Here is a 16660-nt window from a genome sequence, read left to right as displayed (position 1 = left end):
TCCTGTGCTCACCAGGTTAAGGCTTCCGGTCTTGCTCGCGATAAAAAGAGATCAGGTCCATCGACTTCGGAGGCGCCGCGCCCAGCTGTCGCAGCATCGTGGTGATCTGTCCACGATGATAGGTGCCGTGATTGACCATGTGCTGCAGCATCTGCCAAAGTACGTCCGATTGGTCGTTACCGCGAAGGTCCTGGTACTCGATCGCGCGCTCTACAGCTTCCGGCCCTAATCTTGTGAGTTGTTCGCGCATCTCGCTTTCCAGTTCGGCCCACTCCTTGCGGGCTGCATCAACATCGGGAAGGCGGTCCGATTTCTGAATTCCCTGCAGCTTTTCGCCCTTCAATCGGGTAAGCCAAATGCGCTCGGCAGCGCAGATATGCGCAACGGTATCGCGCACCGAGCCGAAGCTGTTCCCCACGGGGCGTATGAACTGCTCGGGCGTGATCGCGCCTATCGCGTCGAGCACTCGGTCGCGCGCCCAATAGTTGTAGTCGATGAGCAGGTGGAGATCATCGTAGGTCATCAGGCTCAGTCTAGAACAGAATCCTCGTCGCAAATTGAATCTGACGGGATGGATCGCTGTTCTGAATGCCCGCCTGTGGCAACAGGAAGCTGCTGCCTGGAGTTGCCGTGTTTCCATACGTCGTCGTCAGCTTCACAAAGTTATTGTGGTTGAAGACATTGGCAAACTCAGCCCGTGTTTCGACTCTTACCTTCTCGAAGAAAGAAAAAGTCCTTGTCAGTGCCACGTCGGTCTGGGCCTGCAGTGGCCCATGAAACGAATTACGAGAAAGCCCTACCGGACGATCGCTTGCGATGCCATCTCCGTCGTTGTCTACACCGGTAAGCGGGTTCACCGGCAAACCACTCGCAGCAGTTGTAGTTCCGCTCCACCGGAAAGCATACGGAAGTTCCACGACTCCATACGCCACCAGGCGATGGCGCTGGAAGAAGTCCGAAGGCCCGTTCTCTCCCGTTGTAATTCCCGATACGCTCGAGGTGCCGGTGTTGTTGCCTCCTGTAAAGAAGACGTTCGTGATGTTCGAACTGTAGAGATAGGAAGCCTGGAACTCGAAGTGGTTCGCGAAGTTTCTCCGGATACGGATCTCTCCTGAAGGATTACGTGAGTTGCCTGCATTGCTTACCTGCTGCACATTTGCGACCGGAATCGTGGTGCCGTCGCTGCGCCGGTAGTTGAGATACGAACGCGTTGCGTTGGCTGCAGCCGCGGTCCGCGTCTGTCCAGCGGCAGTACGTGTAAACGGCGTCGGCGCATTTTGATTGATCAAAATCAACTGATGGCGTGATGCCAGAAACGCCGCATCCATCTCCAGCACAAAGCCATGCGGAAGCCGCTGCTCAATCCCAGCGGAAAGCTGCATCGTATACGGATTATTCAACGTAGGGCTAAGAAGATAGATATCACGGCGATCCTGCGTGCCACTGACCGTAGGCGGCGTTGGATACGAGGGATTTGAAATCGTGTAACTCGCGGTCGTGGCATCCGGACCAAGGTTAAGGGCGTTCCGCTGAAGCTGTCCGTAAAGCTGGTCATAAAACAAACCTGCTCCGGCGCGAATCACAGTATTGCCATCGCCAAATGGATTCCATGCCAGACCGAGACGCGGCTGGAGGTTTGTCCTGCCGGAAGCGTTCGATTGATAGTCATATCTCAGACCGAGGTTTGCTGTGAATCGCGGGGTCAGCTTCCAGTCGTCCTGGAAATGAGCAGACATCAATTCCTGCCCGTAGCTCAGATCAGAGTTTCCGATCGTGACGTTGTAACGCAATGGCATCTGACCCGACGTAGGAGCACCCGCCGCAAACGTATACGTTCCCAGCGGAGTCGAAATGAGGTTGTACCCGGCCTTTTCGTGGAGGTAGTCGCCACCGAAGGTGAACTGATGCTGCTTCCAGGTCTTGCTCATGGTATCCATCACCTGAAACGCGCCTGTACGCAGATGCTCGATGGACGATCCACCACTTGTTGCGTAGCTTGGCCGAACGATCGAGATGCTCGGAGTAATCGGCGTATACCAGAGCGGAAGCGCACTGGCATAGGAGATTCTGAAATCGTTCAGCCACGTAGCAAACAGGCTTCGCTGGGTAAGCTGCCCCGCGACACTTTGCTGGACATCCGTACGGGCGGCGCTCGATTGAACAAATCCACCGACAGCGTCATTCAGGTTATTCGTCGTGAGATAGTCGCCGTTGAACCGCAAGGTGGTGAATTGATGCTCGTTCCACTTGTGATCGATACGCGCCAATCCGATATAGGAGTCCAGCTTTCCTGTGAAGAAACCTGCCGTCGGAGACTGAATAAAGGCACCGCGCTCCTGATGGAGCTGTTCATACGAGGTCAGGAAGTTGGTTCGCCCACGGCGTATCGGTCCACCGATGGTTGAGCCCCACTGAAGCTTCTGGTTCGGAACATGAAAGGTTGAGACAGGCGGGGCCGCCTGGATTCCGGATGGCCTCACAAACGCAAACGCCTCTCCGTGCATTTGATCTGTTCCCGACTTGGTAGCAACCAGAACAACACCGCCGCTGGCGCGGCCGTACTGGGCGGGAAAAGTATTGGTCTGTACCGTGAACTCACCCACCGACGAGAGCGATACATTCTGTTGCGGGCCATTGGAGAGGACGAAGTCAAAGTTCGTACTGCCATCCAGCAGATACTGCGTGAACCGGAAAGACTGGTTGTTCAGCGAGAGCCGTGTCCCTGTGCGGCCGTCTGATCCAGAGCCGGCGGTGTTCTTTGCCCTGACATCGAGAAGCGCGAACTGCGCCAGGCTACGGCTTACAGATGGCAGTTGCGTCACTTCCTGTGACGATAGCGTAGACGAGATCTCCGGAGTCGTCTTCAGTAACTCTTCCTGCGCAAAGACCGTAATCTCCTGTTGCAGCGGATCGACGTTGAGCGCCAGGTCGAGATCGGTCTCCGCAGGCAGAACATCACTACGGCGCATCGTCTCAAACCCGAGCGCTTCCACGACCAATGTGTAAGCGGCATCCGCCGGCAATCCGGAGATAGCAAAACTTCCATCCGCCGACGAGGACACGGTGAACCTGCGGCCGCTGCTGTCCGTGAGCTTCACGAGAGCGCCGGATATCACCGCTCCATCCTTGGCCTTGAGCCTGCCATGAACTGAGGACCGCCCCTCCACTTGAGCCAGCGCATCCACCTCTGCAGTGACTGGCAATGTGCCCGAAGACATTAAAAAAAACAAAGCGAGGGTAAGCCCAAAATATTTAGGCACGGGAGGTCCTTTCAGTTGAAACGCTGTTACTGATTAAGTCGCCGGAGCGATATTTAAACGGCCTCTAAAACTGGAGCCCGCTCTCGCGCACGAGCCTTGCGGGTTCTCCACGCCACGAACCGGCGAAGACTAAGTGCGAATCCAGTCCAGACAAGTAATACGGCGGTAAGTGCGGCGAGAAAGGCGACGCTCTGCCCCACCCATCCGAAGATCTCGCCCGTGTGGAGAAAGCGTCCGTAAAGCCTCCACTGTCTGCCACGCGGAAGTTTGTCGAAGGTATCGAATTTCGTCAGCTTGCCGTTTTTGGAAAGTACAAGCTGTGTCTTCTGCTGCGGCCTCGAGCCTGAGCCTTCATCCAGCGCGAACGGAACGCTGTTGGCAGCAATGGGAAAACGTACAGTCAAGCTGTTCCATCGCGGGTCCGTCTCTCTTGCAAGAGGAAGAAGCTTGTCCAACAGTTCGACGTTCCCGAGGTCAACCGTCTTCGGTCTCTCTTCCTTACCCTGCGGCGAAGGAGTTCCCGCCACGCGGTAGAGCAGCGCATTAACCCAGTCGTAGGCCATCACCGATCCGGAGAGCGAGATTACCAACAGCGGAAGAGCTAACCAGAAACCACCGACCGTGTGCAGGTTCCAGTCGCGGGCGCGAGCCTTCAGATCCCCACGAATGGTTAACGCCTTCCGCAGATGTACCTTCTTCCACTGACGAGGGATCCAGAGGATCAATCCGCTGAGAATAAGGATCGGAAATCCCAGGTTGCCGGCAATGGTAATTGAATGTAGCGCCTCATAGCGGGTTCCGCCGTAGGCTGCATAGCGATGCAGATCTCTCACGTGCGCAAAGAACGCGCGTACCCGGCTCGGCCCGTTCCCAAGCAGCTCGCCTGTGCAAGCATCCGCCAAGAAAATCCGGTCCGGAGCGGTCATCACCTGGGCCGGTGTCCGAGGATTCGCAAATACCTCGAACGAGGTCGGAGGAGCGCCGATCTGTGGCTGCAGCTTTCTGACGGACTCGCTCGGAGCAAGACACGGAACCTCCGGTCGATGCTCCGGGACAGAGATCTTCCGTTCAGCAAACGTGATGATCTGCGGCTGAAATGCCATCAGGCTGCCAGTAACGGCAAAAAAGCAAATCGTCAGCCCAACGACAAGGCCGATGACAAGGTGAAACCAAAAGAGTAGCCGTCGAAGGTTCATGCGATGTCGATCTGCCCTGGTTTTTGGAATGAAAGGAGCTGTCTCGCCAAAACAAGGATCAAAACAGTCCAATATCAATACCAATATACGACAGAAACAGTCCTGAATCTTCACGGTGTGGGCGATTGACCGATAAACGGCCTCAAATCTCTTCGATACGGCGCTCTTCCCCGCGGAGGAACGTAAGTTCCAGCCAATCGATCTGCTCCTGCGACTCGAGATAGGCCTCGGTGCTGATCGCATCCTCGTCTCGCAGACGTTCCAGCTCCTGACGTTGCGAAAGCACCGACACCAGTCCAAGCTCGCGCAGGCGCTGCAACCCAACGGAGTCCTGCCGCTGCATACAGGTGTCTCGCACCAATCGGAGGCGGAACCGGAGATTATCGGCTTCGCTGCCGGACTTGTCGGCAAGCGCGTTGAGAGCCGCGTCCGCGAGCTTCACTCTGAGTGCTAAGCCCTCTGCCTCTTTGGCCTCTCTTGAGCTGAGGCACAGCACCTGGATCAACGGAGCGAGTGTCACGCCCTGCACGACCAGGGTCGTAAGCACAACCGCAAATGCGGCAAGCACCAGCGTGTCGCGATGAGGAAATTCGTGCGGCAACGCCAGCGCCGTCGCCATGGTGACGAATCCTCTCATGCCGCACCAGCCGATAAAGAGGCTCTCACCCAATGGCGCCGGCTGGCACCTCTGCCCCATTCGCGCCTGAAGGCACCGGACGGCGCGAAATATGAGAACGATACATGGACGAACAGCAATCACCACGGCGACGACAATGGCCGCGAAGATAAGAGCATTATGGAGCTGCGACCGCTCCATTCTCCCCAGAATGACGCGCGCCTGCATCCCCATCAACAGGAACGCAAAGACATTCAACGTGAAGACAACCGCACTCCATACGGCGTAGGACTGAATGCGCATACGTGCATCAAGGGTGCCTTCAGCGGGCGCGGTTCGATGAGCTAATGTCATGGCAAAGGCAACAGTCGCAAGAACCGCGGAGAGTCCGAGATGAGAGGCGATGATCCAGATGGCGTACGAGAAGACAAACTGGAGCAGGTTTCCTCCCAGTGTGCCCCGCACCAGCGGATTCACACGCATGATGAGATACGCGCTCACCATGCCGAATAGAATTCCTCCCGGCGCAGCGAATATGAGAGCAGTAACCCTTCCCGCATCCATGTGATGAGTGGCGAAGGCGAGCCCGGCGCTGAAGAGCAGCAAGGCCGTCGCATCGTTGAAGAGGCTCTCGCCCTGCAGGATGCTATCGACCTCACGAGGAATCGAAAAGCGCCTCAGCACTGCCGTAGCCGCGGCCGCGTCAGGCGGGGCGACAATGGCGCCCATTACAAGGGCGGCAGAGAACGACAGGCCAAGATATAGCTTCCCGATCCACGCGACCACGAAGGCTGTAATGACTACGGCGACTACTGCATAGACAAAGAGGGGCAGGAAGAGACGGCGAGCCGCGCCCAGGGGAAAGTCGTAGGCAGCGTCGACGAGGACAGGCGCAATGAGCAGGGCGAGATAGGTTTCAGGATCAATCTCGATCTTTGGCGAGCCAGGAAGAAGAGCGATCAGTACACCCGCCGCCGCCAGCAGGGCCGGGTAAGGCAGCGAGAGCCGCCGTGCCAACTGCAGCAACACAATGGCGGCAAACATCAGAAGAAGCAGACTTTCAAAGAAGGTCATTCGACGTCACCAGAGCGTATCTTCTACAAACGACGCTGCTCCACACATACTACTGGCCCTCTGTTGCGTCCATCGCCTCCTCCATAAAACAGTCACAACTTGCGACCGCGGACCGTCCCGTGTTCCCGTCTCAGTGAACGGATAGTGATTTTCCATTCCGGGGTGTTCCCTTTCTCCCATATTTAGGTTAGCCTAAATATTGAATTAGGCACACCTAAATGATTTGGCTTAGACTCACTTCCGCCCTGGCGCTCGCACTTCTGCTCTTGTCCGACGCTTCTTTACGCGCACAAAGCGGCATTTCCGCTGCTCTGTCGGGAGTGGTTACCGATACCACCGGAGCCGCGCTCCCTGGGGCAAAGCTGACTCTCACCTTTGTGAGAAGCGGGGCGGAACGAAAGCAGCTTGCCGGTCCTGACGGTGGATTCGCCTTTATTCAACTCACCACAGGCGACTACCGCCTGGGAGTTGAGGCCGTAGGCTTTGGATCGGCGCAACAGGCTGTTTCGTACCAGGGAGCTCCCATTCATCTGATGGTGCCGCTCGGAGCCGCCGCCAGTACGGAGGTCACGGTCTCAGCGACGGATATCGTCGAGGAGCCGACAGCGCCGGCGCATGTGCTCATCACGCCGGAGGAGATCGATCGCATGCCGTCGCAGAGCGTGAGTGCTCCCTTCAGTTCCCTGATCACCATGACGACGCCCGGCGTCTCCGCCGACTCCAACGGATCCTTCCATCCGCTCGGCGATCACGCGGAAGCATCCTTCTTCGTCGATGGCCAACCGATCACAGATCAGCAAAGCCGCACCTTCTCGACGCAGGTATCGCTCAACACACTGCAGTCGGTAGATGTACGCGAGGGCGCCCCGGGTGCGGATGTGGGTGACAAGACCAGCATGATCATCGCGGCCCAGACACGATCCGGGCTGGATCAGCGCAGACCCTCAGGGACGCTTCAATTTGGCCGCGGATCCTTCTCTACGACCAATGCTGGCGCCAGCCTTGGATTCGGAACGGAACGCTTTGGCTCCTTCACCGCGGCGGATGCGGTGAACAGCGCACGTTTCCTCGATACCCCGGAAGCCGTAAACCTGCACGCGAACGGCAACGCAGAGAACGCCTTCCAGCGGTTTGACTATCGCCTGACCGATAAGACGATCCTCCAACTCAGTACCAGCCTGAGTCACTCGTGGTTCCAGACGCCGAACACGTTTGACCAGCAGACGCTCAGGCAGAACCAACGCCAGACCATCGTGAGCTTCAATGCCGCACCGCAACTGATCCATACCTTCAACGATCACGCCTTCCATCGCATCAACTTCTGGGTGCGACAGGATAAGGTTCGCTATCGTCCGTCCGGCGATATCTTCTCTGACTCCCCGGCCTATCTTGCGCAGGCCCGCCGCCTGACCAATGCGGGAACACGTACGGAATTCACCTATACCCATGGACGGCACAACCTGGTGGCCGGCGGCGAATATAAGCACACGTTTCTGACCGAGCAGTTCGCGACAGGGCTGACCGACGCCACCTATAACAGTCCGTGCCTGGGGCCGGATGGCGCTCCGTCCTCCAACACCACGGTGCGCGATCCCTCGCTATGCGCCTCCGCTGGACTTACAGCCAACGCCGATTATCTTCCGGGTCTGCTCCCGCTCGATCTCACCCGCGGAGGCTCCGTCTACTCGTTCCGTGGCAGAACCGATATCAAGCAGCTCGCCCTCTTCGGACAGGATTTTATTCGCATGGGACAGCTTCAGCTCAAGCTTGGCCTGCGGTACGACAAGTACAACGGCATGGTGAGCACGAACGGAGTACAACCGCGCCTGGGCATGACCTATGGAGTCCTGCGTATCCGCACAACCTTCCGCGGAGACTACTCACGTGTCTTCCTGACACCGTACAACGAGAACCTCATCGTCGCGAGTTCGGATGGTCCGGGATCTCCTTCTGCGTCCCTCCGAGCCTCGGGTTCACACGTTCTCAGCACGGCAACCAGAAACCAGTTCAATATCGGCTTCACGACGGACTTGAAACGCGTCTCCTTCAGCGCGGAGTATCTCTGGAAGTTCACATACGGAGCCTACGACTTCGATGTGCTCCTTAATAGTCCGCTGACCTTCCCCACACAGTTTGCGAAATCCAAGATCGACGGCGGGCTGGTGCGGGTAAGTCTTCATCCCTATCGCGGATTCGCCGGCTTCGTCACCGTAAGCCATACGCGATCCCGCCTCTTTGGTCCCCAATTGGGAGGCGTCAGCTTCAGTGCTCCATACAGCAATGTCGTCCGGCCAGACCATGACGAGGGCCTGGCAATGAATCTCAACGCACGCTATCAGTTTGGTCGGCGCGGCCCGTGGATCAACGCTTCCTACCGTTATGACGGCGGGTTGGTTTCGGTGGCGACGCCCGACATTCCCACGGTGCTCAAACTCAGCGGAGATGAACAGCAACAGATGGGCCTGCACTGTGGTGACGTCTTCGCCACTGTCTCAATGCCGATCCGTTCCTGCGACGGAGCGACCCGCGCAACCCGCATCCGCATTCCGGCTCCAGGGACGTATGACGCCGATCGCAATCCCTCACGCGTTGCCGTGCGCAACACGGTCGACCTCTCCATCGGCAAAGACGACCTGATCTCTCACGAAAAGCAGAGCCTGGGCATACGGCTCGATATTGTGAATCTGAACAACACCAGTGCGCTGTACAACTACCTCTCGACGTTTTCCGGAACGCACTTCCTGACTCCCCGTGCGACGACGGTAGCCCTCCGGTATACCTTCTGAGCCCTGTTTCAAATTTTCCAACCGATACCATCTCACCCTCGGATATGCTTTTATACCGATATAAAGAGAGACTATCCGAGGGGACGATGAACCTTAACCATCTGAAAATGCTGCAAGTATTGGAGCAGGCCGGCTCCATCTCAGCAGCGGCGGAGGAACTGGCAACCTCGCAGCCCCGGTTGACCCAGCAGCTTCAGCAGGTCGAGCGCGAGCTCGGAACCACGCTCTTCCACCGATCCCCGCGAGGCCTGGAGCTTTCCGAATCAGGCCGTGCCTTCCTTGTCTATGCCAAGCGAATCAGCGCGATGTATGACGCCGGGCATGCTGCAGTCCGCCGGCTCGGCGAGGGCGCCGGCAAGACGCTTCGGCTGGGAATCAGCATTACCGCTTCCATGCAGTTTGTACCCGCGGATCTTCTTGCTTTTCATCGGGAGCATCCGGACGTACAGGTCAGCGTGACCCGCAGCCTGCCCAAGCACCTCGTACGTGGCCTTGAGAATGAGCGCTTCGACCTCTGCCTGGGACTGGAGCTTCCCGAGTCCCCTCTCTTTGTCCGCGAAGATGTCTTTCGAACCCGCATGGTGGGCTTCTCCTCACGGGAAACGGCCGTACCTGAGAGTCTCACTCTGGAAGAGTTCTGCCGTCATCCGCTGGTTCTGCCTCCCCGCACCTGCGGAACCCGCACGCTGATCGACGATGCATTGCGGCGCGGGAAGGTGAAGGCCCAAGTGGTGATGGAGGTCGATGACGTTGCCACTATCCTGAGCGTGGTGAAGGCAGGCGTGGCCGTCACCATTCTGCCCAGCATCGTGCCCTCCGCGTCAAAGATGCTGCAATTCTCGGAGTTTCGCGACTTCGAAGGAGAGGCCAGGGGGTATTTCCTCTATCCCCGCAGAACCACTCCCGAGGCGGAGACCTTTATCCGGATTGCCCGGGAGCGGATCCGGGCTCATCCGGACTGGAATGCCCCTGAGAACTGATTCCCTACCTCATTGTTGAGAGGCTATCCGAAATTTATATATAGATATATCGCAGATCAAAGGGCATTGCTGGCACGTCTGAGTGATGGATTCTAACGAAGCCCTTCATGGCTTCCCATCCAGAGGAGCAGACGATGTCGGTACAAGCGAATAAGGCTCAGTTTGAACGGTTTCTCACCTTCATTAACACCGCGGACAAGGTACTGGGGGAGGACTTGATCGCGGAGGGTGCGATATTCCACGCCCCCAACAGCCCTGAACCAATGCGCGGCATCGACGGTTACATGGCAATTCTGTCCATGATGCGAAGCGGCTTCCCCGATATTCAGTGGACGATCGAAGAGATCGTTGCAGAGGGAGACCGGCTCGCGGCACGGTTCACCATGCGGGGACGACACACGGGGGCTTTCTTCGGAATTCCACCCACCGGCAATGAGATTGCGGTACAGGCCATCAACTTCTATCGGTTTGCCGAGGGCAGGATCATCGAGGAACATGGGCAACCGGATCTGATGGGATTGATGCGACAGATCGGCGGCTGAGCAAGCCGCCGATTTACCGGATATCTCCGAATTGAACCGCCTCCGGAGCGGAGGGCTGATCCAGAAACTGGAGTGTTGTCGATGGCCCTAGGTTGGTGGGAGGATCCCACTCCCGCAGCGCCCACACTACCTTCTTCTCCGGCGTAACTTCGATCGCCTGAATGGTATGCGGCCCATTCGCCGCGTAGTTCTTGCTCCATTCATTCACCCAGTTGTTGATGACGGTATTGCCGTTCGGCAATCGCCACGCCTGCTGCAAGCTGGTGAAGTGATACTCAGGCACTTCGGCCGGAGTAAAAGACCAGACCGTATCTCCGCGCCGGTTGACTTCGCGGACACCGATCCGATCGGTGATCAGGACGTTGCCGTTCTCCAGCGGCGAAACACCCCAGGGACTTGTGGCTGGAAACGACCAGAGCTCGTTGCCGTCTGCGTCGTACTCCACGACCTTATTGAGATCCATGTGAGCGACCAGCAGCGTTCCCTCGGGTGTAAGCCGGGCATGCCGGAACTGCGTATGAACACGGACCGGATGCTTGACGGCGAGCGTCAGCTCCTTTTCGACCGCGCCGGTACCGATATTGACCACGCGCAGCAAAGCTGAGGGATCGCCGTTCTGGATGTAGAGCACATGCGAGGCGCCGATGGGAACAGCAGTGTGAACTTCATGGCCCGCGGGCGGATCATAGCTCCAGAGAATCTTCTTCTCAGGCGAGATCAGCTTAACGCCGTACTGATGAGCGATGAGAAGGTTGCCGTTCGAAAGCAGCACGGCATCGCTGATCTCCCCCTTCCCTTGCGGGTCATCGTAGCTCCAGTCGATTTTGCCGTGACGGACGACAAAGACCTTTCGGTCATGAGCTTCACCTGCATAGAGAAAGTCGTGACCGGCGAGGCCCTGTCCCGGAAGCGATATAGAGGACGAAGGCGGCGCAGGGACCTGGGCCCGCATTCCAGGCGCACACAAAACGACAAAGATCACGCTGAGAGATCGGGATAGAAACATCTGTTCTCACGGAAATAGATGGAATGGTCGAACGTCAGCCATTCTCCTTCACCAGGACACATCCTTCAAGCGGGCGGGAAATCCAATTCCATCGTCTGTCCATTTCCGGACAGATGAACACGATTGCGGACACCAGGCCATTGAAGTACGGCATGTAACTAATTGATATTGCTAGGCTTAATTTGGCCCAAAAGGTGCTCCAGTATTTCTACGTATGGACATCCAAAGACCTGATATCAGGCTGAAGAAGCAGCGGCGGCAGTGGATCTTAGGTGGCGTTCTGGTGCTGGTGCTGTCGGTAGTGGGATGGGCTGTCTCTCGCCTGAAGCCTGCCGCACCGACCGTTGATCGTGCGACCGTGTGGACCGACACCGTAAAGCAGGGACCGCTGCTGCGCCAGGTTCGCGGGCCGGGCACGCTGGTTCCGCGCGAAGATCGCATTCGCCTTATCCCCTCCGAAACGGAAGCGACCGTAGTCCGTATTCGGGTTCTTCCCGGCGCGAAGGTCGAGCCGGACACCATCGTGATGGACCTGGTCGATCCGACCGTGCAGCAGGAGCTTCTGGATGCCGAGCTACAGTTGAAGGCCGCGCAGACCGACCTGATGAACGTGAAGGCAAAGCTTGACAGCGACCTCATGACCCAGCAGGCCGGAGCCGCAACCGTCAGCGCCGACTACAAACAGGCGAAGCTGCAGGCCCAAACGGACAAATCGCTCTATGACCTGGGCGTCATCAGCGGCTTGACCTACAGCGCCTCCAAGGGTAAGGCCGACGAGCTGACAACCCGGGATGAGATTGAGAAGAAGCGGATCACCGTCAACGAGAAGGCGATCGAGACCCAGATTGCCGTACAGCAGACCAAAGTCGACCAGGCGCGCGCTCTGCTTGCCCTGAAACAGCGGCAGCAGGAGGCCCTGAGCGTCCGGGCTGGTATTAGCGGCGTCCTCGTTGATCTTCCTCACCAGGTGGGCGAACATGTGGCGCCGGGCACAACCCTGGCGAAAGTCGTCCAGCCGGACCAGCTCAAGGCAAGTCTGAAGATCGCCGAGACGCAGGCGCGCGATATCCAGATCGGCCAGCCCTCTGAGATTGACACCCACAACGGCGTCATCCCCGGCAAAGTGATGCGTATTGACCCCGCCGTAGTGAACGGAACCGTGACCGTTGACGTAGAACTAGCTGGCGCTCTTCCGCAGGGAGCGCGTCCGGACCTCAGCGTCGATGGCGAAATTGATCTCGACCGGCTATCCAACGTACTGTTTGTGGGCCGTCCCGCATTCGGCAACGAGAACAGCACGATCAGCCTTTTCCGCCTGGGCTCTGATGGAAAGACCGCGGTACGGGTTCCGGTAAAGGTTGGCAAAGCATCGGTGAATGCAATCCAGGTTATTGAAGGATTGCAGTCCGGAGACACCGTGATCCTGTCGGATATGAGCCGATGGGAGAACACAGACAGAATTCGCCTGGAATAGGCAGCGACAAGGAGAGATTAAATGGCAGAGACGATTATCGAGATCGAGCAGCTCACCAAGGTCTTCTACACCGACGAGATCGAAACGCATGCGCTGTCCGGCGTCCACATGCAGATCCAGCGCGGCGAATACGTGGCGATGTCGGGCCCATCGGGTTGCGGCAAGTCGACGCTGCTCTCAATCATCGGCCTTCTGGATACGCCGACGAACGGCCGCTATCAGTTGAATGGAAATGAAGTCGCAAACCTTAACTTCTCCGACCGGTCACGTATCCGTAACCAGGAGATCGGTTTCATCTTCCAGAGCTTCAACCTGATCGGCGATCTGACCGTTGCCGAGAACGTGGAACTCCCCCTCACCTATCGCAGCGGCATGCCTGTTGCCGAACGCAAAAAGCGGGTGCAGGAATCGCTCGAGCGCGTCAACATGGCGCACCGCATGCGGCATTACCCGGCGCAGCTCTCCGGCGGTCAGCAGCAGCGCGTCGCCGTAGCACGTGCTCTCGCCGGCTCACCGTCTATCCTTCTGGCCGATGAGCCTACCGGAAACCTTGACTCAAAAAATGGCGAAGCGGTCATGTCGCTGCTGAAAGAGTTGCATGACGAAGGCGCCACCATCTGCATGGTGACGCACGATCCACGCTTTGCCGCACATGCCGAACGACAGATTCACCTCTTCGACGGCAAGGTCGTCGCGGAGGGTGAGCTGAGCCATCTGATGGCGGAGGTCTAGTGCCATGCGCAATCTGTTGAAAGATGCAGGCGACTCTCTGTATCTCACACCCTGGACAGCAGCGGCGCTTGTGTTAATCGCGCTGCTGTCCAGCCTTTCTATCCATGCAACGACCATCAGCAATACCGAGGCAGACCGGGTCAGCCTGGTCGTCACGTACGGCGATGACACTGTACTTCAGGCGGAAGCCCACGACCGGAACCACACGCAATCGCCCAAAGCGACGCTATCGCGCCTTTCCTTCGATGCCAGGCTCGGAAGCTTGTCTCTTCGGCTGAGCTTGCCGTCAGTGTCCACGCTTCCGTTGCTCAAGGAACTCCCCGGAGTGCCGGCGGAGAACCAGTGTCCCATGACGAAGAGCGTTGCTTAAGACTGAACGGTTACCTGACGTACGTTGACCGGATTCGCAGCCGGCGAAGGAGAGGTGCACAATGAATCGACTGGTGCAGGACATCAAGTTCGCGCTGCGGCAGCTCAGAAAGTCGCCCGGATTTACTATTACGGCCATTGTGACCCTGGCGCTGGGTATCGGCGCCAATGCGGCGATCTTCACGCTGGTGCACGCCGTGCTGCTCAAAAATCTTCCCGTCTCCGATCCCAAGCTGCTGGTGCGTGTCGGCGATACCGGTGATTGCTGCGTCAACGGCGGCGTTCCCGACCACCGCGACTATTCGATCTTCGCCTTTGAGCTTTACCAACACCTGCGTGAGAACACACCTGAGTTTGAAAACCTGGCAGCGATGCAGGCGGGTGTTGGCTACGCGGGCGTAACCGCAAGAAGCAGCAAGCCCGGCGATCTTCCACATGCTGCGCGCGGCGAAGTAGTAACAGGCAACTACTTTCAGGTACTGGGCTTGCAGCCCTATGCAGGGCGACTCATCATTCCCTCGGACGATGTACAGGGGGCGCCGATGGGTGTTGTGATGAGCTACCAGGCATGGCAGCGCGACTATGCCAGCGACCCATCCGTAGTAGGAAGCACCTTCGTACTGAACACCTATCCGGTCACGATTCTCGGCATTACGCCTCCATCCTTTTACGGCGAACGGATGACGGACACGCCGCCAGACTTCTATATTCCGATGGTCATGGAGCCGAACTTCGGCCCTGGAAATCCAACGAGCCTGCTGCACCGTAGAGATGCAAACTGGCTCTATCTGCTGGGGAAGATCAAGCCGGGCACAGATCTGAAGCAGCTCGAGGCAAAGATGAGCGCCTCGCTTCGTAACTATCTCGCAACCTTGCCGCTCTATCAGCGCCAGGACACGCAGCCGGATCTGGCGGGTGCGCATGTGGTCCTCACACCGGGTGGCGCCGGCATCGAAAACATGCAGCAGGAGTATGGCGTCGGCCTGAAGATGCTGATCACAGTATCAGCACTGGTACTGCTGATTGCCTGTGCCAATATCGCCAACCTGATGCTGGTACGCGGCATGGCGCGCAGGGCTGAAACCTCCATCCGTATGGCACTGGGAGCACAGCGCACAAGGCTTATCCGACAGATGCTTACAGAGAGCGTTGTGCTCTCCTGTCTCGGCGGCTTTGCCGGGCTTCTCGTCGCCTATGCCGGGACCAAGGTCCTGCTGGCGATGGCGTTTCCTCATGCGCAGAGCCTCCCAATCGAAGTAACGCCGTCTTTGGCCGTTCTCGGGTTCGCCTTCGCGCTCTCCCTGCTTACCGGTCTGATCTTCGGTGTGGCCCCCGCATGGGTAACGTCACATTCGCAGCCCGCCGATGCGTTGCGCGGATCGAACCGCACCACGTCCGACCGGTCGGGCTTGCTGCAGCGGTCGCTGGTGATCCTGCAGGCCGCGCTCTCCCTGATTCTGCTGGTCGGCGCCGGGTTGATGGCGAAGAGCCTGAGCAAACTGGAAAACCAGGACTTCGGTATCGTCACCGAGAATCGCGTCGTGGCGCATTTCAGTCCTGAGAGTTCTGGATATAGGCAGGAGCAGCTTCAGGGCCTCTACGACAAGATCACCAATGATCTGCATGCGTTACCCGGCGTCGACAAAGCTGCTCTCTCCCTCTATACACCGCTCGAAGGCAACAATTGGGGAGAGGGTGTCTATATCCAGGGCCGCCCCGAGCCCGGCGCTCAGGCGAAGAACGGCGCCTCATGGTTGCGCGTAGGATCGGAGTACTTCGACATCGTCGGTCATCGTGTGTTGCGTGGCCGCGGAATTACAGCGCAGGATACAGCGACTTCCCTTCCGGTAGTCGTCGTGAATGAAGCTTTCGTGAAGAAATTCTTCTCCAATGGGGAAAATCCCCTTGGGGCACACTTTGGTATCTCAGGCATGGAGAGCGTGGGTGACTGGGAGATCGTCGGCGTGGTCTCCGATATCAAGTACAACGACCTGCGGCAGCCTACTCGCGCCATGTACTTCCGGCCACTATTGCAGGTAGCGCATACAAAACCACAGGACGATACACGCTCTCTGTATGCCGGAGCCATCATGCTCACGACCAAGGGTCACGTTGGCAACCTGGAATCGCAGGTTCGCCGGACTCTGGCCAATATCAACCCGAATCTCACAGTGGTGAACTACAACACCTTCGAAGAACAGGTTCGCGGTCAGTTTGACCAGGAACGGATGATCGCCCGGCTCACGCTGATGTTCAGCCTGCTGGCGCTGATGCTCGCTGCGGTTGGACTGTATGGCGTGACCGCCTACTCCGTCGCGAGGCGCACACCAGAGATCGGGGTCCGCATGGCTTTGGGCGCAGGACGCGGGAAGGTGATTGCCATGGTGATGCGAGAGGCGATGCTTCAAGCCATCATCGGTTTGGCCATCGGTATTCCTGCCGCGTGGCTCTGCGTTCGCCTTGTGCAATCGCAGCTCTATAACGTCGGCGGTCATGATGCGATGGTCATGACCGGTTCTGTCCTGGTGCTGACGGTCGCAGCGCTGCTGGCAGGGTTGATCCCCGCCCAACGAGCCGCATCAACCGATCCGGTAAAAGCGCTCAGAACTGAATAACAGAAGGCTG

12 protein-coding genes are annotated in these 16660 nt (G+C 58.0%); 7 read left to right on the top strand and 5 right to left on the bottom strand.

Annotation, left to right across the window (positions count from 1 at the left end; genetic code table 11):
• Nucleotides 1-16: 16 nt before the first annotated feature.
• The 4 genes from FTW19_RS13920 to FTW19_RS13905 form a co-directional block, all read right to left on the bottom strand.
• A complete protein-coding gene (locus tag FTW19_RS13920) occupies nt 17-523 on the bottom strand; it encodes a DinB family protein (protein WP_187142984.1) in 507 nt (168 codons plus the stop codon).
• Between the two features lie 10 nt (nt 524-533).
• A complete protein-coding gene (locus tag FTW19_RS13915; protein ID WP_187142983.1) occupies nt 534-3203 on the bottom strand; it encodes a TonB-dependent receptor in 2670 nt (889 codons plus the stop codon).
• A gap of 110 nt (nt 3204-3313) precedes the next feature.
• Nucleotides 3314-4456, bottom strand: a complete 1143-nt coding sequence (locus tag FTW19_RS13910; RefSeq protein ID WP_187142982.1) for a PepSY-associated TM helix domain-containing protein — start codon at nt 4454-4456, stop codon at nt 3314-3316.
• A 142-nt stretch (nt 4457-4598) separates the two neighbouring features.
• Nucleotides 4599-6146 carry a cation:proton antiporter gene (locus tag FTW19_RS13905; RefSeq protein WP_147648194.1) on the bottom strand — a complete coding sequence of 516 codons (1548 nt, stop codon included), beginning with the start codon at nt 6144-6146 and terminating at the stop codon, nt 4599-4601.
• Between the two features lie 218 nt (nt 6147-6364).
• Here FTW19_RS13905 and FTW19_RS13900 point away from each other — a divergent pair, with 218 nt between their 5' ends.
• The 3 genes from FTW19_RS13900 (at nt 6365) to FTW19_RS13890 (ending at nt 10454) form a co-directional block, all read left to right on the top strand.
• Nucleotides 6365-8932, top strand: a complete 2568-nt coding sequence (locus FTW19_RS13900) for a TonB-dependent receptor (protein WP_147648193.1) — start codon at nt 6365-6367, stop codon at nt 8930-8932.
• 86 nt (nt 8933-9018) lie between these two features.
• Nucleotides 9019-9912: a LysR family transcriptional regulator gene (locus FTW19_RS13895; RefSeq protein ID WP_187142981.1), complete on the top strand. Its 894-nt coding sequence runs from the start codon at nt 9019-9021 to the stop codon at nt 9910-9912.
• A 107-nt stretch (nt 9913-10019) separates the two neighbouring features.
• Complete coding sequence (locus FTW19_RS13890; protein ID WP_246153298.1) at nt 10020-10454, top strand: ester cyclase; 435 nt, start codon at nt 10020-10022, stop codon at nt 10452-10454.
• A 13-nt stretch (nt 10455-10467) separates the two neighbouring features.
• On the opposite strand, the gene FTW19_RS13885 is transcribed toward FTW19_RS13890, so the two are convergent.
• The gene (locus FTW19_RS13885) at nt 10468-11460 is read right to left on the bottom strand and encodes a PQQ-binding-like beta-propeller repeat protein (protein ID WP_147648191.1); all 993 of its coding nucleotides are present in this window, start codon (nt 11458-11460) and stop codon (nt 10468-10470) included.
• A gap of 214 nt (nt 11461-11674) precedes the next feature.
• Here FTW19_RS13885 and FTW19_RS13880 point away from each other — a divergent pair, with 214 nt between their 5' ends.
• The 4 genes from FTW19_RS13880 (at nt 11675) to FTW19_RS13865 (ending at nt 16650) form a co-directional block, all read left to right on the top strand.
• A complete protein-coding gene (locus FTW19_RS13880; protein ID WP_147648190.1) occupies nt 11675-12934 on the top strand; it encodes an efflux RND transporter periplasmic adaptor subunit in 1260 nt (419 codons plus the stop codon).
• A gap of 21 nt (nt 12935-12955) precedes the next feature.
• Nucleotides 12956-13666, top strand: a complete 711-nt coding sequence (locus FTW19_RS13875; protein ID WP_147648189.1) for an ABC transporter ATP-binding protein — start codon at nt 12956-12958, stop codon at nt 13664-13666.
• A gap of 4 nt (nt 13667-13670) precedes the next feature.
• Nucleotides 13671-14036 (top strand): hypothetical protein, encoded by a 366-nt coding sequence (locus FTW19_RS13870; protein WP_147648188.1) that lies wholly within the window; start codon nt 13671-13673, stop codon nt 14034-14036.
• Nucleotides 14037-14097: 61 nt separating this feature from the next.
• Nucleotides 14098-16650 (top strand): ABC transporter permease, encoded by a 2553-nt coding sequence (locus FTW19_RS13865; RefSeq protein ID WP_187142980.1) that lies wholly within the window; start codon nt 14098-14100, stop codon nt 16648-16650.
• The last annotated feature ends 10 nt before the right edge of the window (nt 16651-16660 follow it).

Source organism: Terriglobus albidus (genome assembly GCF_008000815.1).
GTDB lineage: Bacteria > Acidobacteriota > Terriglobia > Terriglobales > Acidobacteriaceae > Terriglobus > Terriglobus albidus_A.
The sequence above is the reverse complement of the archived record's forward strand: the minus strand, read 5'-3'. Positions and strand labels throughout refer to the sequence as shown.